8 protein-coding genes are annotated in these 17,528 nt (G+C 57.1%); 7 read left to right on the forward strand and 1 reads right to left on the reverse strand.

What is annotated here, in order from left to right:
• Positions 1–4: 4 nt before the first annotated feature.
• Positions 5–952 carry an ABC transporter substrate-binding protein gene (locus U738_RS02720; protein ID WP_161786291.1) on the reverse strand — a complete coding sequence of 316 codons (948 nt, stop codon included), beginning with the start codon at positions 950–952 and terminating at the stop codon, positions 5–7.
• Positions 953–1,288: 336 nt separating this feature from the next.
• Between U738_RS02720 and U738_RS02725 the strand changes: the two genes are divergently transcribed.
• The 7 genes from U738_RS02725 (at position 1,289) to U738_RS02755 (ending at position 17,520) form a co-directional block, all read left to right on the forward strand.
• Entirely contained in the window at positions 1,289–1,804 is a 516-nt protein-coding gene (locus U738_RS02725) for an RNA polymerase factor sigma-70 (protein ID WP_035577079.1), read from the forward strand.
• Positions 1,805–2,071: 267 nt separating this feature from the next.
• Entirely contained in the window at positions 2,072–2,290 is a 219-nt protein-coding gene (locus U738_RS02730) for a FecR/PupR family sigma factor regulator (protein ID WP_231896749.1), read from the forward strand.
• Positions 2,291–2,544: 254 nt separating this feature from the next.
• Positions 2,545–2,790, forward strand: a complete 246-nt coding sequence (locus tag U738_RS02735; RefSeq protein ID WP_035583099.1) for an MbtH family protein — start codon at positions 2,545–2,547, stop codon at positions 2,788–2,790.
• A complete protein-coding gene (locus U738_RS02740; protein ID WP_035577081.1) occupies positions 2,780–3,520 on the forward strand; it encodes a thioesterase II family protein in 741 nt (246 codons plus the stop codon). The genes U738_RS02735 and U738_RS02740 overlap by 11 nt, the downstream gene beginning before the upstream one ends.
• Entirely contained in the window at positions 3,498–4,178 is a 681-nt protein-coding gene (locus U738_RS02745) for a 4'-phosphopantetheinyl transferase family protein (protein WP_035583102.1), read from the forward strand. Before U738_RS02740 ends, U738_RS02745 begins: the two co-directional genes overlap by 23 nt.
• Positions 4,179–4,209: 31 nt before the next feature.
• A complete protein-coding gene (locus U738_RS02750; protein WP_051912747.1) occupies positions 4,210–5,211 on the forward strand; it encodes a TauD/TfdA family dioxygenase in 1,002 nt (333 codons plus the stop codon).
• A 51-nt stretch (positions 5,212–5,262) separates the two neighbouring features.
• Positions 5,263–17,520, forward strand: a complete 12,258-nt coding sequence (locus U738_RS02755) for a non-ribosomal peptide synthetase (RefSeq protein ID WP_081899028.1) — start codon at positions 5,263–5,265, stop codon at positions 17,518–17,520.
• The last annotated feature ends 8 nt before the right edge of the window (positions 17,521–17,528 follow it).

The raw sequence follows: 17,528 nt of genomic DNA on the forward strand, positions 1-17,528 counted from the left end.
TCGCCTATCTTAATGGCGGTGCGGCGCTTTCAAGAAGATGGCTGGCAAGACTGTCGGCAAAATGCAGTGCCGCAGGTAGGCCTCCCCAAGACCAGTAGTTAGTAGGAATAATGAGATAGTTGCCTTCTTTCACGGTTGGTAAATGCCGCCACTGGCCATCAGCGAGTAGTTGACGCTGCCCACCCGGAGGGTCGTAGGGGCTTTCAAGGAATATCATTTTAGCGTCGATGCTAAATAGAGGTGTCGCGCTAATGGTCGTCATCCCCCACTGACCTAAGTCGTCCTGCCAAGCGTTCTGGAGGCCAAGGCGATTTAATACCATACCTTCCACGCTTCCTTTGCCATAAACGCGGGCATGGCGCTCATCCACTAGACGTACCATTAAAACTGCTTCATCGATGCTATCAAGCTGGCTTTTTAAATCGTCAAAGTAGCGGTTGGTTTGCTCAATGTACTGCTCTGATGCAGCGGAGTCATTGACGAGGGTTCCAAGCTGACGCGTCAACGCCTCCACTGCTTCCCAATGGCTCTGTCCGCTATTAATTTCGGAAAAGTTGTAAAGCGGATACTCCTTAACATCGGCAATTTCACTGAGCCTTGGCAATAAGCTGGTATGGGCGGGTGGTGAAATCAGAATATGCTGCGGAGGGTGGCTTGCCAGTAGTTCATAGTTTGGCAGAAAACGGTAACCAAGGTTAGTCGTATTAGGGATAGCGCCATCTTGACGTGAGTAGGTTTCGTATCCCTTTAGACCCGCTAAAAACCTCGGGGGATGACCAATCGCGTTGAGGGTCTCGGCAATGGCGAAATCAAACGTCGCTACGGGCGCTTCAATACTTCCATTTCCCGCCATTGACACGGTGCTCATCAATAAACTGATTAGCAGAGTACCCGATAATGCAGTGGTTTTACGGCGTACGTAGTGACAGAAAGTACCCTGTTGATATTCCACGATCATGCCTGTGTTTTGTGGATAAAAGCGTCATGGCGAATGTTTAAGTGTCCATATCTACACAGTCAGCCCAACGCGTCGACATCTTCCGTACGGAAGGCTATTTTAGCACGTGGTTAAGTGATAATTGTTTTTGTTTGCATTATGAGTATCTTTGCCGCGAAGTCAACGCTGCGCAGGCGCCAGGGGTATAAATGCCTCACACCGGCGCTTTACCAGCAGGCATATCGTTATAAAAAGTGAGTTAGCTCTCACCCGTTGACTTACCAGGCTATAACGCAAATAATAATTATTGCCATTTATTCCGTAGTGTTAATCAAGGCAGGAGGCCGTGCTGTGGATACCCAGACCTGGAGCGCTGAGTTAGAAGACATCTTCGTTAATCAGCGGCCCCGGCTCTGTTGTGTCGCCGCAAGAGTCTTGGGCAATGCTGATCAAGCCGATGATGTCGTGCAAGACGCCTATCTAAAAATTTCAGAGGCAACCACGCTTTTTGAGGTAAAGCAGCCCATATCCTACGTGTCACGGGTGGTGCGCAATCTCGCCATTGACCGTTGCCGTCGTTCCGTGTTTGAGTCAACGTTGTTTGCAAAAGAAGAGGAAGGGGATACCACCTCTTACGCGTCACACTCCCCAGAGGTGATCGCCATTGACCGCCAGGCCTTGGCACAGGTGGTGGACGCGTTGGACGAGCTGCCCGAGCGTACGCGGCGCGCCTTTGAGCTCTATCGTTCGGGAAGTCATACGCAGCGGGAAGTGGCCCACTTGTTAGGTATTTCCACCACGTTAGTTAATTTTATGATTCGCGATGCAATGACTCATTGCCGCCAGTCGCTACAAGGGAACCTCTGATTAACTATTGCGCTTGCCTATACGGCGTTAAAAATCGCCTCAAAATGCTCATTTACAGCTCGTAAACTCCGCTTTTTCGTTGATTTTTGCCTTGTCTAGCCTTCGCTCATTACGTTAATCAGAGGCACCCTAGGTCAGACGTTGCCAGATCGGTAAGCCCACGTTCCGTCCCTTCTTTGTTGTCGCTTTGTTACACTGTCAGCAAATAGCGTTGATAATATTACACGCTTCCCGAGACAGGTGTTCAGCAGGCAGCAGTAGCGAGGTTTGACAGTAACGATGGATAACGACAGCGGCGACGATGCCGTTTGGCAAACGGCGCTAGACTGGCTGATGCGCGAGCATGAAGAGACGTTGAGCGACGCTGATCGCGAGGCGCTGCATGCGTGGTTAGCGGCTTCTTCTCAGCACCGCCGAGTCTTTCATGAAGCAGAACAGCTCTGGATGCTAACAGGGCTGATCCCAAGCGGTGATGAGCGCAGCTGATAAGCCACTTTTTTTACTCTCCTCCTTCGATTTTCAGGCTAACTCAATGGTCGCTAGCTAACGCTGCCTCCCGCTGGAGCAATTTTTAGCCTGGCAAGAGTCATGCTATGCCGACGCCCTAGCGACCCCTCCCCCTATTTTTTCTACTTTCTTCCTTTCCAGCATTAAATTTTCTGGTTCCTCACTCGTCACTAAGTAATGAGAAGCAATTGCGTTTTATTTCTCATTCCTTTGGCAACGATGAGGTTAATTCCATGACAAGTTGTTTTGATCGTGAAGATGGTGTCTTCCGCGTATTAGTCAACCACGAAGAGCAGTACTCCCTCTGGCCAGAATGGAAAGCGATTCCCGCTGGCTGGACCGATACCGGTGTGCTCGGCGATAAGCCAACCTGCCTCGACTACGTCGAAAAGACCTGGACTGATATGCGGCCGCTGTCGCTACGCCAGTGGATGGATGCGCAGGCCAAAAGTGAGGCGGAGCAGGTGAATGCAGGTTAAGCGTTTAAGGCTGCTCTGCCTGCCCTGCGCCGGGGCCAGTGCCACCATGTATCTACGCTGGAAGCGCAAGTTGCCCGCCTGGGTCGAGGTATATCCCGTCGAATTGCCTGGGCGTGGCGAACGCCTGGGTGAGCCACTTATCGATGACTTCGAGACCCAGGTGGTGCGGCTGTGCGAAGAGCAGGCAACGCGGATGCGCGGTGATTTTGCCCTGTTTGGCCACAGCATGGGGGCGCTGCTGGCCTATGGCATGGCGGTACGCTTACGCGATGTGGGGCGCCCTCAGCCACGGATGCTATTCGCCTCAGGCAGCGCGGCGCCCTCAATGCGTGACTCAGAGCGCTTGGCGGGGCTTGATAACGATAAGGCCTTAATCGCAGATCTGCGCCAACAGGGCGGCACCCCAGAGGAGGTCTTCGAAAGCCCTGAGCTGCTGCGCCTTACCCTCGATATCTTGATGGCGGACTATCGCCTCTGCCGCAGTTTTCGCTATCGCGGCGGGTCGCCGCTTGCTTACCCACTGCAGGTACTCGCCGGGCGTGAAGACGATATTGAGCAAGAGCGTCTGGAAGCGTGGCAGCGGGAAGCCGGCGGGGCGTTCTCTTTAGACTGGTTCAAAGGAGGGCACTTCTTTATTCGCCAGCAGCAACCGCAAGTGCTGGATACCCTAAGGCGGGCACTGGCCCGACGGCTCGAGGAGGTGCCTCATGCAGCGCCTGCGGTTAGCTGAAGGGGTGCCAGAGGGGCTTGAGGTATGGCGCTTAGCGCTCGACCTGAATGCCCCGGTAGCCGACGACGATGGCCGGCTGCTGAGCCGAGCCGGGTGGCAGCGCGCCCAGCGGCTTCGCCATCACGCCGATGTCGTACGCGCTGTGGCGACACGCGCTGCCCTGCGGCGACTGCTATCCGCGCACACCGGTATAGCGCCAGAAAAGCTGGTGTTCACTCAGAACGCTTACGGCAAACCCGAGTTGGAAAACGCTGATGGGCCTGCTTTCAATGTTTCCCACTCTGGCCATGTCGCCCTAATCGCGCTCGCTCCCGGCGGCTCGGTGGGGGTCGATATTGAGCGTCGTCGATCCGAGGCCGAACTGGCGCCGCTGCACGGGCTGGTGCTATCGCCGAGCGAGCAGCGCGACCACATTCGCGGTGCCACGCTGCCCTTCATGGAGCGCTGGGTGGTTAAAGAAGCGGTACTCAAGACCTTGGGTTTAGGAATCGCGGACCATCTGCAAGCGCTCTCGGTTAGCCCAGCGGCAGTGCCGCCTGCTAGTTACTGCCTTAAGCACTCGCTTCCCGTGTCATCACCTCTGCAGGCATGGCCGCTGCCAGCGCCGAGTGGCTATGCCGCTGCCCTGGGCTATGCAAAGAGCTATGCCCAGAGTTAACGCTACTCAACGACTTTTTAGGAGATCAATAATGGACAGCCAAAGCGCAACACCAACGCAACAAACCAACACCATATCCAAACGTCAGGGGCCTGCTGATTCGGAGCTGCCCATTATGATTTCCCCCACCTATCCAGGGCAGCCGCTGCTGGAAGCCTTTGGCGATTTGCGTGCTGATATTGAGACGTTGGTGGCCAGAGTCGGCGGGGTGTTGCTAAGAGGCTTCGATGTTCCCTCCGTGGACGATTTTCAGCAGTTTGCTGCCGCCTTTGGTCATCCTCTGCTGAGCTATGAGTTCGCTTCTACGCCACGCTCAGCGGTTTCGTCAGGCATTTATACCTCCACCGAATACCCCGCCCATCAACATATTCCCCTCCACAATGAGCAGGCCTACACCCGCGAGTGGCCGATGAAAATCTGGTTCCACTGTGTCACCGCTTCCCCCGAAGGGGGAGAGACGCCGATAGCCGATAGCCGCGCTATTTACCGCCGTATGCCAGTAGAGATTCGTGAGCGCTTTGCTCCAGGCATTCTCTACGTACGCAACTACGGTGATTTCGATATGCCTTGGCAAAAGGTGTTTAACACCGAAGACCGCGCTGAAGTGGAGGCATTCTGCCAGCGCGCGGGTATTCGCTGTGAGTGGAAGCCCGATGGCGACCTGCGTACCACCCAACTGTGCCAAAGCATAGAGACTCACCCTGTCACCGGTGAGCAGGTGTGGTTCAACCAAGGCCATCTTTTCCATGTCTCCAACCTGCAGCCAGAAGTACGAGAGTCGCTGGAAGAGCTGCTTGACCCCGAAGACATGCCGCGCAACGTCTTCTTTGCCGATGGTAGCCCCATCGACGATGCCATCTTCGATGAGATCCGCGGCGTACTGGCCGACGAAACGGTGATGTTCCCCTGGCAGGCAGGCGATGTGCTAATGCTCGACAACATGCTGGTCGCCCATGCACGCACGCCGTTCAAAGGGCCGCGCAAAGTCGTCGTCGCCATGGCGGAAGGTCACGGCAACCTCTCCAAAGACTGAATACAACGGCTCAATCCCACGCCACGGCCAGGAGTTCCAGCAGGTACGCATATGAATATAAGGCACGCCCAGACGATGAACAGCCACCCGTCCCATAACGTTGTTAACCACAGCTTCGTTGAGCATTTAAGTCGCCTGGCCCGGGAAAGGCCCAGCGACAGGGCGCTGATTGTAGTGAACGCACAAGGTGAGACCACCCTTGACTACGCCACCCTGGAGCGGCGTTCCCGCGCCCTGGCCAGCGAGCTCCAGCAGCGGTTCCCGGCTGGTGAGCGTGCCTTGATCCTGCTGGATAACGATGAACACTATGTGGTGGCGTTCTTCGCCTGCCTATATGCCGGGGTGATTGCCGTGCCGGTCTTCCCTCCAGAGTCGGCCAAGCAGCAACATCTGGCACGTCTGCTCGCCATTGCCGCCGACTCCCAGGCCGCCTGTGTGCTCACCTCTACAACGATTATCGATGTGGTCGCATCTGCAAGCGAAGGCTTCGGCAGCGCCGAACTGATCCCCGTGGATGCCGTAGATGAGAGCCGCGCTGAACACTGGATTGAGCATCGCCCAAAGCGTGGTGATCTCGCCTTTTTACAGTACACCTCAGGTTCCACGGCCACTCCCAAAGGGGTGATGGTTAGCCATGGGAACCTGATGGCGAACGAGCGTGCTATTGAGACGGGCTTCTCGATTGGTGCCGACGATGTTTTCGTCAGTTGGCTGCCGCTTTACCACGACATGGGGCTGATCGGTGGCCTGCTGCAGCCCATCTATCGCGGTATCCCTGCGGTATTGATGAGCCCCACTTTCTTTTTACAGCGGCCGGTACGCTGGCTGGAAGCGATCTCCCGCCACCGGGGCACCATTAGTGGTGGCCCCGATTTCGCCTATCGACTGTGTCTTGAGCGTATCCGTGACGAGCAGCTTGAGGCGCTCGACTTATCTAGCTGGCGGGTCGCGTTCTCAGGCGCCGAGCCGGTACGCCACGATACCCTCACGGGCTTTATCGAACGCTTCCGCCCAGCGGGCTTTGCCGCTGATACCGCAGCACCCTGTTATGGCTTGGCCGAAGCAACGCTATTGGTTAGCTGTAATTCGCGCGGTACGGGCGTGGTGGGTACTGCTTTTTCTCAACAATCGCTGGCCGAGGGAAAGGCTGTTTCAGCGGTTGAAGGCAACACCCTGGTGGGCTGCGGTACACCGGAACCCGGTCACGCTATCGATATTGTCGACCCTGAGGGGCTTCACTCGCTGCCCAGTGGTGACGTCGGCGAGATCTGGGTCAATGGGCCCAGCGTGGCGCACGGGTATTGGCAGAACCCAGAAGCAACAGCGCAAGCCTTTGTCACCCGCGATGGGGTCAGTTGGCAGCGCACCGATGATGCTGATGCACAGAACCACGACGCCCGCGATGATCGATGGCTGCGCACTGGCGATCTAGGCTTTCTGCACGAAGGGCAGCTGTATATCGCCGGGCGTATTAAGGACCTGATCATTCTGCGCGGCCATAACGTCTACCCTCAGGATATCGAGAGCGCTATCGAGGCGGAAGTGGAAGCAGTGCGCAAAGGGCGCGTGGCAGCCTTTGCAGTGACCACCCCTGAAGGCGCCGAGGGGATTGGCGTCGCGGCAGAGGTCTCCCGCGGCATACAGAAGCTAGTGCCCGCCGAGAAGCTGGTCGAAGCACTAAGCGAGACGGTGGGATCCGCTTGCCACGAGCCGCTTTCGGTAGTGCTACTGCTTAACCCAGGCGGTCTTCCCAAAACCTCCAGCGGTAAATTGCAGCGCAGCACCTGCCGCCAAGGCTGGGAGGCGGGTAGCCTGGATGCCTACGCCATTCACGCCTTTGGGCGTTTTGTCAGTGATGGTGACGCTGAGGGCGGAGGAAAGTCATCGCCATCGCCTGCGGAAGCTGGGAGCGAAACGGAGCAGGCGTTGGCGAAGCTCTGGCACCAGGTGCTGGGGGATGACGACACCCAGTCGCAAAGTAAGCCGCTAGGCAGCGATGCTCATTTCTTCGCCAGCGGTGGTAATTCTCTGGCGGCGGTGCGGCTAGCCGCCACCATCAGTGATTACTGGGGCGTCGAGCTATCTCTGCACTCGCTGTTCGAGCAACCGCGCTTGTCTGCCATGGCTAAAGCTATCGAAGCACGTTTGGCGGCATCATCGGATCAACGAGGGATGGCCATCCCCCGTCTTGAAGATGATCAGCGCCAAGGCGACATACCGCTGTCGGAAGGACAGCGCAGCCTATGGCTGACGTGGCAACTTGATCCCCAGAGCGCTGGTTACAATATGGCAGGGGCACTGCATCTCAAGGGGGTGTTGGATCCATCATCGCTCAATGCAGCGCTGGAGGATCTCGTGCAACGCCATGACATTTTGCGTACTTACTACCCCTTGAGTGAGGCGGGAGAACCTGTTCAGCGGCTAGCGCAGGATTGGCATCCTGAGTTGATCTGTGACGAGATGCCCGGTGATACCGTGGATGAACGGGAGCAGGCACTGCATGACGCACTCACCAAACTGGCCCGGAAGGCTTTTGCCCTGGATCAGGCACCTCCCTTAACCATCGCACTCTACCGCTTGTCCACGGAGCACCATGTGTTAGCTGTCGTGCAGCACCACATTGCTGGCGATGGATGGTCAGTGCAGGTGCTCATCGATGATCTATGCGCACTTTATGAGGGTGCGTGCACACAGCAAGAAGTCAAGCTTGCACCACTGCCAGTACAGTTCGCAGATTATGCGGTTTGGCAGCAGCGTCAGAAGCACAGTAGTGAGCGACATAGTAGTGAGCGGCAGGGCCAACTTGCTCACTGGTGTGAACGCCTCTCGGGGGATCATCCCCCGCTAGCGTTGCCCTTGGATCGCCCACGCCAAGCGATGTCCGCACCGAGCGAAGGCCAACTGCGCTTTACGCTTCCCGGTGAGTTGAGCGAGCAGCTACGTAGCCTAGCCCGTGAAAGAAACGTTTCACTCTACGCCGTGATCTTGGCGCTATTGAAGCAGACGTTGTATCGCTTTAGCGGTGAGACAGATATCAAGGTAGGGGCGCCGATTGCCAATCGGCATAAAGCCGAGCTTCAGGGCTTAATTGGGTACCTTATCAATGTCGTTGTGTTGCGCACTCAGATTGATCCCACTGGAAATTTCGAACGTTTGTTAGATGAGGTGAACGCTACCCTGATCGATGCCCAGCTGCATCAGGATGTCCCCTTCGATCAAGTGGTGGAGGCGCTACAGCTAGAACGGCAACCGGGGGTACATCCGCTATTTCAGGTGAAGTGTACTCAGCAGGAAATGTGGCAGGCGGAGCGTCACGTGGCTGGCCTAGTCATTCAAGCCGAGCAGGTATTCACGGGTATTGCTCACTTCGACCTGAGTCTCGATTTTTGCGATGAGCCCGAGGGAATAGCAGGTCTATTCGCTTACTCCGCAGAGCTATTCGATGCCACCACGATCGAGCGTTTCTGCCAGGCATTCCGATTCCTGGCCGAGCAGGTCGTAGCTGATCCGCGGTCTCACACTGCGATGCTGTCGCTACCTGAGCCTATCTCCGTGTTGGAAGGAAACCAAAGCGAGATTCTCACTCAGGCTATACCCACCCTGCTGTCGAAAGTGGTGGTAGCTCATGCTGATGAGTTAGCCGTAAACGACGGGCAGTACCGTTATACCTATGCCAGCCTGGATGCCCAAGCCCAGAGTCTGGCACAGGCACTAATCGCAAAAGGCGTTGGTTCCGAGGTGCGTGTTGCCATTCACGCCGAGCGTTCGTGCGAGTACGTGCTCGGTATCCTCGCCGTACTCAAAGCGGGCGGGGCTTTCGTACCGCTGGATCCGCAACTGCCGCGCGAGCGCTTGGCCTATCAATTGGCTGACAGTGGCGCTCGCTTGATGCTGAGCAGTACGGCTTGCGACTGGAGCGATGCTGTTCCGGTAATGGAGCTGGCGTTTGCCGACGATGTTCCGGCTGCCGTAGAGAATAAATCCCCCGTCATCCATCTTCAGCAGACTGCCTATGTGATCTATACCTCTGGTTCCACGGGCAAGCCTAAAGGGGTGGCGGTTAGTCACGGTGCTCTGGCCAATTACGTACAGGGTGTTCTGGAGGCGCTGGCGCTACCAGAAGGTGCCCGCAACATGGCGATGGTGTCGACGGTGGCGGCGGATCTGGGGCATACGGTGCTGTTTGGTGCCTTGTGCACCGGCCGCACCTTGCACCTCATTTCTCCCGAGTGCGCCTTTGACCCGGATGCCTTTGCAGCTTATATGCGGGAACAGCGGGTGGATGTGCTCAAGATTGTGCCCAGCCACCTGCGGGCACTGCTGAGTGCGGCAACCCCGGCTGACGTGCTTCCGCACGAGCGCCTGATTCTGGGCGGCGAAGCGACCGACTGGGCGCTACTGGAACGTATCGCCGAGCTTAAGCCAACCTGCCAAGTGCTTAATCACTACGGGCCTACGGAAACCACGGTAGGTATTCTCACCCAGCAAGCTGACATAGCCGATCGAGCTGCCAGCACACTGCCTATCGGCACACCGCTGGCCAATGCTCAGGCCTGGGTGCTGGATCCCTGGCTTAATCCGGTACCGAAGGGTGTTGCCGGCGAGCTCTACTTGGGTGGCCCAGGACTGGCTCAAGGCTATCTACAGCGGCTGGGGCAAACGGCGGAACGTTTCGTCGCCAGCCCCTTCCATGCGGGGGAGCGGCTCTATCGCAGCGGTGACCGTGTGCGCCAACTGGCCGACGGTAGCTTGACGTTTCTTTGCCGTGTGGATGATCAGGTCAAGATTCGCGGCTATCGGGTTGAACCGAGCGAAATCGCTACCCTGCTGCGCGATCAACCGTGCATCGCGGAGGCCGAAGTGGTAGCGCGGGAAAACGAGGAAGGCCGTGCGCAACTGTTCGCCTACGTGGTTATGGCAGCCGGAAGCGACATCGATGACGCCGCGTTACTCGCGCAGCTTGGCGAACGCGTGCCGGACTATATGGTGCCCAGTGCCATAGTACGGCTAGATGCCTTACCGCTAACCGCCAATGGCAAGTTAGATCGCAAGGCGCTGCCCGAGCCAGTACAAGCGGGTGGTGGTAAAGCATTCGAAGCTCCCCAGGGAGCAGCGGAGGAAACCCTAGCCGCAGTCTGGGCCGACGTAATCGGCTGCGAGCAGGTGGGGCGCAACGACAACTTCTTCGAGCTGGGTGGTGACTCAATCCTCAGTCTGCAAATCGTCGCGCGTTCGCGTAAACGTGGCTACAAGGTAACGCCTAAGCAGTTGATGGAAGGGCAGACTGTGGCCGCCGTGGCGGCGATGGCCACGCCTCTAGCTGCTACCGCTCCTAAACAAGCGGCTGCGCCCAATAAAGCAGCTTCCTTTGCGCTGCTGCCGGTACAGCGCTGGTTCTTCGAGCAGAACTTTGCCGAGCCACAGCACTGGAATCAGTCGTTGATGCTGGAAGCGGCCAGTGGTGTAGATACCGCGCTGCTACGGCGTGCCATTGAGGCAGTGGTAGATCACCATAGCGCCTTGCGGCTGCGCTTTGAGCGCGTTGGCGATAGCTGGCAACAAGCCTATGGCAAGCTAGCCGACGATCTCTTCGAGCACGTGGACGTAAGCGATCATGCGGATCCGGCGCAGGCCATCACCCAGGCTGCCGATGCTGCGCAACGCAGTCTGAGTTTGGCGCGGCCGTTCCGTGCTATCTGGATGGCACTGGGAGGCGAGCGCGGAGGGCGATTGCTGCTAGTGGCTCACCACCTGGTGATAGACGGCGTCTCGTGGCGCGTGATCCTCGACGACCTGCAAGCGGCCTACGCGCAGTTAAGTGCAGGAAAGACAGTCGACCTACCACCGGCAACCACCTTGCTAGATGAGTGGGCGCGTGCCCTGGCCGACTATGCCAAATCGGAGGCTTTGGCTGAGCAATGCTCCTATTGGGAAAGTCTCGTCACAGCGCCAGAGCCCAGCCTACCGGCACGGAATCCCCATGGCAGCAACACCGTCGCCGATACCGCATCGCTCGTTGGCAGCTTGCCTACCGAGGCCACCACGCAACTGCTGGGGCCGGTGCATAAAGCCTATCGTACCCAGGTAGATGACCTGCTCCTCAATGCACTATCGAGCGCCCTGTGCCAATGGGCGGAGCGAGACAGTGTACTAATCGAACTGGAAGGCCATGGCCGCGAAGACCTGTTCGACGGTATCGATCTCAGTCGCAGCGTAGGTTGGTTCACCTCGCTCTACCCGGTTCGCCTGACCCCAGGTAATGCGGAGCCCGGTACAAGCCTAAAAGCAATCAAAGAGCAACTTCGCCAAGTGCCTGAAAAGGGGCTCGGCTACGGCGTGCTGCGCTATTTGAAAGAAGAGCCCGCGCTGGTCGGTGGTGCCTACCCCCAGGTCACCTTCAATTATCTAGGCCAGTTGGATCGCTCCCTACAGGGCGATGGGGCCTGGCGGCTCGCTAAAGAGAATGCAGGGCAGGCTCGCGCGCCCCAAAGCAAGCGCCGTACCTGGATTGAGGTGGTGGCCTGGGTTCAAGATGGCCAACTGCGCTTCGACTGGAATTACAGTCGTGAGATTCACAGCGAGGCAGCGATACATGCCTTGCAAGTAAGCTTCCAAGCGCAACTAGAGGCATTGATTGAGCACTGTGCTAGTGGCGTTCGTGGCGCAACACCTTCGGACTTCCCGCTGGCGGGGCTGAGTCAAGAGCAGCTTGACGGCTTGCCTGTTGACACTGACCAGCTGGCGGATCTCTACCCACTGTCCCCGTTGCAGCAGGGCATGCTGTTCCACAGCCTTTACGATGACCAAGATTCAGCCTATCTGAACCAGTTGCAGGTAGAAATTGACGACCTGGATGTCAAACGCTTCCAGCTCGCTTGGCAAGCAGTACTCGCGCGCCATGAGGTTCTGCGCAGTGGCTTCCTGGAGAGTGCTGGAATGCCGTTGCAGTGGGTGGCGCGCAACGTTGATCTGCCGTGGTTTGAAGTGGATTGGCGCGAACGAGTGGATCTAAAAGCGGCGCTTGAGAGACTGTCCCAGGAGCAGCGGAAACCGTTCGACATGACGGCGCCGCCGCTGATGCGCTTGGCGTTGGTGCGAATTGCAGAAACCCGATACTGCTTTATCTGGACGCGCCACCATTTGCTGCTGGATGGCTGGAGTACGTCGCAACTGATGGGCGAGGTGTTGCGCTGTTACGCCGGAGAGGCCTTGCCATCTGCAGAAGGACGCTATCGTGATTACATTGCATGGTTACAGCGTCGTGACACCAATGCCAGTGAGACTTACTGGCGTGACCAGCTGCAGCGTCTCGATGCACCCACGCACCTAGTGAGCACCACCCCTAGACCTTACGAGGCGCAAGCTGGGCATCAAGAGATAACCCTGTCACTGGATAGCACGACCACTCAACGATTGGAGGGTTTCGCCAAAGCGACTCGCATAACGCTCAATACTTTAATGCAAGGTGCCTGGGCGCTGCTGGTGGCACGTTATACGGGGCAAGATAGCATCTGTTTTGGAGCTACCGTGGCTGGACGACCCGCTGAGCTACCGGCAGCAGAAAACTTGATCGGCCCCTTTATTAATACCTTGCCAGTCATTGTTTCATTGAACCCCTCGCTTCGCGTCAACGAGTGGTTGTGCCAGTTACAGGCACAAAACTTGGCGAGTCGCGAGCATGAGCATACGCCGCTATACGAAATCCAACGCTGGGCGGGGCAGGGTGGCCAGGCACTGTTCGATAGCTTGGTGGTATTCGAGAACTATCCCGTTGATGCCGCGTTACACCAGAATTTGCCAGGCGGGCTGACGTTCGGCGAAGTGGATAACCGCGAGCAAACCAATTATCCCGTCACGCTGGTCGTCTTCCATAAGGAGGCGTTGGAGCTTTGCTGCGGCTATTCACGGTCACAGTTAGATGATGCCGCTGCCGAGATATTGATCCAGCATCTGGTGGGAGTGCTGAAACAGTTGAGTGAGTCGGCTACTCGCCGAGTCGGTGACATTGACTGGTTAAGTGACGTTGAGCAGCAACAGCTTGAGACGTGGAGCGTCAATGATGAGCATTACGAATGGGAAGCCCCGATCCATCGTTTGATTGAGCGTCGTTCCGATATGGCGCCTGGAGCTACAGCCCTCATTTTCGATGATCAGCATCTCAGCTACGCCGAGCTTAACACCCGGGCCAATCGCTTGGCCCACTATCTGATTGGTTTAGGCGTACAACCTGAGACTCGAGTAGGCATCGCTGTTGAGCGCTCCATCGAGATGGTGGTGGGGCTGCTGAGCATTCTTAAAGCGGGGGGCGCCTATGTACCGTTGGATCCGGATTACCCCAGCGAACGTCTGGCCTATATGGTTGAAGACAGCGGTATTGAGCTACTGCTTACCCAACAGCACCTTCGCAATACGTTGCCGGTGTTTGAGAGCCTTGGCGTTATCGAGCTGGATCAATTGGACGTGGCGCATCATGCGTCAACCAACCCGGAGGTGGCACTGCACGGTGAACATCTCGCTTATGTCATTTACACCTCGGGTTCTACCGGGCGTCCTAAGGGTGCGGCCAACCGTCATCACGCGCTGACCAACCGCCTGCAGTGGATGCAAGACGCCTATGGGCTGACGACCGACGGTGCGGTGCTGCAGAAAACGCCATTCAGTTTCGATGTTTCCGTGTGGGAGTTCTTCTGGCCGCTGATACAGGGGGCGCGGCTGGTGATGGCGCCGCCGGGAGCCCATCGCGAACCGGCACAATTGGTCGAGCTAATCCGTAGCCATAACATCACTACACTGCACTTTGTACCTTCAATGCTTCAGGCCTTCTTGGCTCATGGCAAGGTTGAAGACTGCACCAGTCTGACACGCTTGGTATGCAGCGGTGAGGCGCTGCCGGCCGAACTGCAGAATCAGGTATTTGCCCGCTTGCCTCATACGGAGCTCTACAACCTATACGGCCCCACCGAAGCGGCCATTGATGTCACTCACTGGGCCTGCCAAGACGATGGGCGCAACCACGTAGCTATCGGTCAACCCATCGCCGGTATCCGCACCTATGTGCTGGATGGAGATCTTAACTTAGCGCCACCGGGAGTTGCGGGGGAGCTCTATCTCGGAGGCATTGGGTTGGCACGGGGCTATCTGCACCGCCCTGACCTTACCGCAGAACGTTTTGTCGCCGATCCATTTGCGCAGGGCGAATGTCTCTACCGCACCGGCGACCTAGTGCGCTGGCGGGAGGACGGCCAGCTTGAGTACCTGGGCCGCCTCGATCACCAAGTGAAGATCCGCGGCCTGCGTATCGAGCTTGGCGAGATTGAAGCCGAACTACTCTCTCAGCCGGCGGTTCGTGAAGCGGTGGTGGTCGCTCAAGAAGGCCCCGGTGGTTCGAGGCTGGTGGCCTATGTGGTGCTCCAGGCCGACAGTAAACTCGACACTAGTTCACTGCGTGAGGCGCTGGGGCAGAGACTGCCGGACTATATGGTGCCGGGAGTCGTGGTCACGCTCGATACGTTACCACTGAACCCCAACGGCAAGGTGGATCGTAAGGCCCTGCCTGAGCCTGACTTGACCAGTGGCACACGGTACGAGCTTCCCCAGGGGCAGTCGGAAGAAACGCTAGCGGCAATCTGGGCTGAGGTTTTGGGTGTTGAGCGGGTCGGCCGCCACGACAACTTTTTTGAGCTAGGCGGTCATTCTCTGTTGGCAATGCAGGTGCTTGCACGCATACGAGCGGCAGGCCTGCATAGCTTGGCTCTTCGTGAATTATTTAAGTCCCCGGTTCTGTGCGAATTGGCCCCCCTTATCTCTACCGGTATGAATGACATGGCTGGTGGAGAGCCACTAACTTCCATCCCTCGGCGTGAGGAAATGCCATTGTCCCCGGCCCAAAAGCGGCTATGGATGGTTGATCGGCTGGCAGGCTCTACCCGCGAGCGAACTGCCTACAATATGTCCACTGCTCTAACCCTCACAGGGAGGCTTGATGCAGAAGCGATTAAGTCAACGTTTGACGTAATTGTAGATCGCCATGAAGTACTGCGTACCCGTTACCCTGAGAACGAAGAAGGTGAACCGGTTGCGGTCGTCGCATCCGGCAACCCTATGGAGGTTGAATGGGTCGACTTGGTTAACCTGGAGAGCAACCAGCAGAGTCAGCAAGCCCGGTGGCTTATGGAGGAGCATGCCCAGCGCGCATTTGATCTCTCCTCGGGGCCGCTTCTCCGTGCCGCCGTAATTAGGTTGGCACCACGGTCGCATCTGCTGCTGCTCTGTGTTCACCACATTGTATTTGATGGTTGGTCAGAAGCTGTCTTCATCAAGGAGTTCGTCACTACCTATCAGGCGCTTATCGGAGAAGGTGAAGATGTGTTGACCGATCTCCCCATCCAGTACGTGGACTACGCCGCTTGGCATGAGAAAGCATTGTCGGGAGAGGCCTTCGAGCAAAGTGCAACCTTCTGGCGTCGCTATCTAAGTGATGCTCCCCCGCTCTCAACACTACCGGGGGATTTCGCTAGGCCCAGCCAAATATCGCATGCCGGTAGTGCCCTGAGCATGACACTGAGTCCAGACCTATCACAAGCGTTGAACAAGCTTGCCGCACAGCGTGGCACCACGCTATTTACGCTTCTATTGGCGAGTTTTCAGCTGTTGATGCATCGCCAGACCCGTCAACACGACCTGATTGTGGGAACCGATGTCGCTGGCCGTAGCCATCCCGATGTTGAGCCGTTGATTGGCTTTTTTGTCAATGTAATCCCGCTGCGGTCTCGTTTGTCTGATGGCCAGATTGATTTCGGCCACTGGCTTGAGCAAGTACAGACCAGCGTGCTGGATGCCTTCGATCATCAAAATGTTCCCTTCGACAAAATTGTCGAGCTTTCGGGGATTGGTCGTGAGCGCGACCGTTCCCCCCTGATACAAACCCTCTTCGTACTACAAAACACGCCAACCGAGCGGTTCTCAATTCCGGGCTTGGAAGTGGAGGTAATGCCTCAGCCTCGGCAAGAGTCGAAGTTCGATATGGCGATATTCGTCAATGAGAGTGACACCGGACTATCAGTCGAGTGGGTCTACGCCACCGCATTGTACCGACGCGAAACCATTGAGCACTTAACCGGTGCCTGGCAGTCGCTACTAGCGCAGATCGTGGAAGCTCCCAACACGCCCGTCGAGGAGTTTCGCTTACCCCAAATGGAGAAACACGCTATGCAAAACAAGCTTTCAAAAGGTTCCAAACTCAACAAGCTTAGCAGCCTGAAATCCCAGCCAGGTGCGCGCCCCTCGACCAACAGTGACTCACCGATACGAACGGCGCTGCTCGACGAAAAAAGGGTCTTTCCTCTCGTGATCGAAGCGACGGATCCTGACCTTGATGCGGTGGCGTGGGCAACCTCCCAGCGCGACTTTATTGAGCAACACTTACGCACGCATGCAGGCATTCTGTTCCGTAACTTTGGTCTGACCACACCGCAAGAGTTTGAAGCCTTTGCCGAGGCTATCCAGCCGGGACTTTACGGCAATTATGGTGACCTGCCCAAGAAAGAAGGGGGGCGCAATACCTACCGTTCAACCCCCTATCCCGAGCGCCAGATGATTCTTTATCACAACGAAAGCTCGCATTTGGAGCGCTGGCCGCGCAAGCAACTGTTCTTTTGCGAATTCCCTTCTCCCGTGGGAGGTGCCACCCCGATCGTTGACTGCAGGGAGATGTTGCGCCAACTGCCCGCCGATGTTGTGGAGGAGTTCGAGCGTAAAGGGCTGCTTTATGTGCGCACCTTCACCCGCAACCTGGACGTGAGCTGGCAAGACTTTTTCAAAACCGATAGCAAGGAGGAAGTGGAGGCGCGGCTCAAAGAAGCGGGAATCGAGTGGCAGTGGTTTGGGGACGATGAGCTGCAGACACGCACGCGCTGCCCTGCGGTAGTCACTCATCCAGTGACCGGTGACCGGGTGTTCTTCAATCAGGTGCAGCTCCACCACGTCAGTTGCCTTGAGCCTGATGTGAAAGAAGACCTGCTTGGCATGGTTGGCCAGGAGCGCCTGCCGCGTAATGTCTATTTCGGCGACGGCTCCGTGATTAGCGACGAGATGATGAAGGTTGTCGGCGAGGCCTACGAAGCCTGTGCCGTGCGCTTCGACTGGCGCCGGGGCGATGTGGTGATGGTCGACAACATGTTAGCGGCCCATGCCCGGGATCCTTACGAGGGGCCACGCAAGATCGTGGTAGCGATGGGAGACATCTATGAGCGTTCGGCGCTGGAAGAGGCTCAAGGAGCAAGTGCCGATGCCGAGTTGGTCGGTCAATGAAGTCACGG

Source organism: Halomonas sp. TG39a, from assembly GCF_000744395.1.
Taxonomy (GTDB): domain Bacteria; phylum Pseudomonadota; class Gammaproteobacteria; order Pseudomonadales; family Halomonadaceae; genus Vreelandella; species Vreelandella ventosae_B.

Coding starts and splice junctions, on each gene's coding strand:
- U738_RS02735 (WP_035583099.1), top strand. CDS start 2,545: ATGACAAGTTGTTTTGATCGTGAAGATGGTGTCTTCCGCGTATTAGTC.
- U738_RS02740 (WP_035577081.1), top strand. CDS start 2,780: ATGCAGGTTAAGCGTTTAAGGCTGCTCTGCCTGCCCTGCGCCGGGGCC.
- U738_RS02745 (WP_035583102.1), top strand. CDS start 3,498: ATGCAGCGCCTGCGGTTAGCTGAAGGGGTGCCAGAGGGGCTTGAGGTA.
- U738_RS02750 (WP_051912747.1), top strand. CDS start 4,210: ATGGACAGCCAAAGCGCAACACCAACGCAACAAACCAACACCATATCC.
- U738_RS02755 (WP_081899028.1), top strand. CDS start 5,263: ATGAATATAAGGCACGCCCAGACGATGAACAGCCACCCGTCCCATAAC.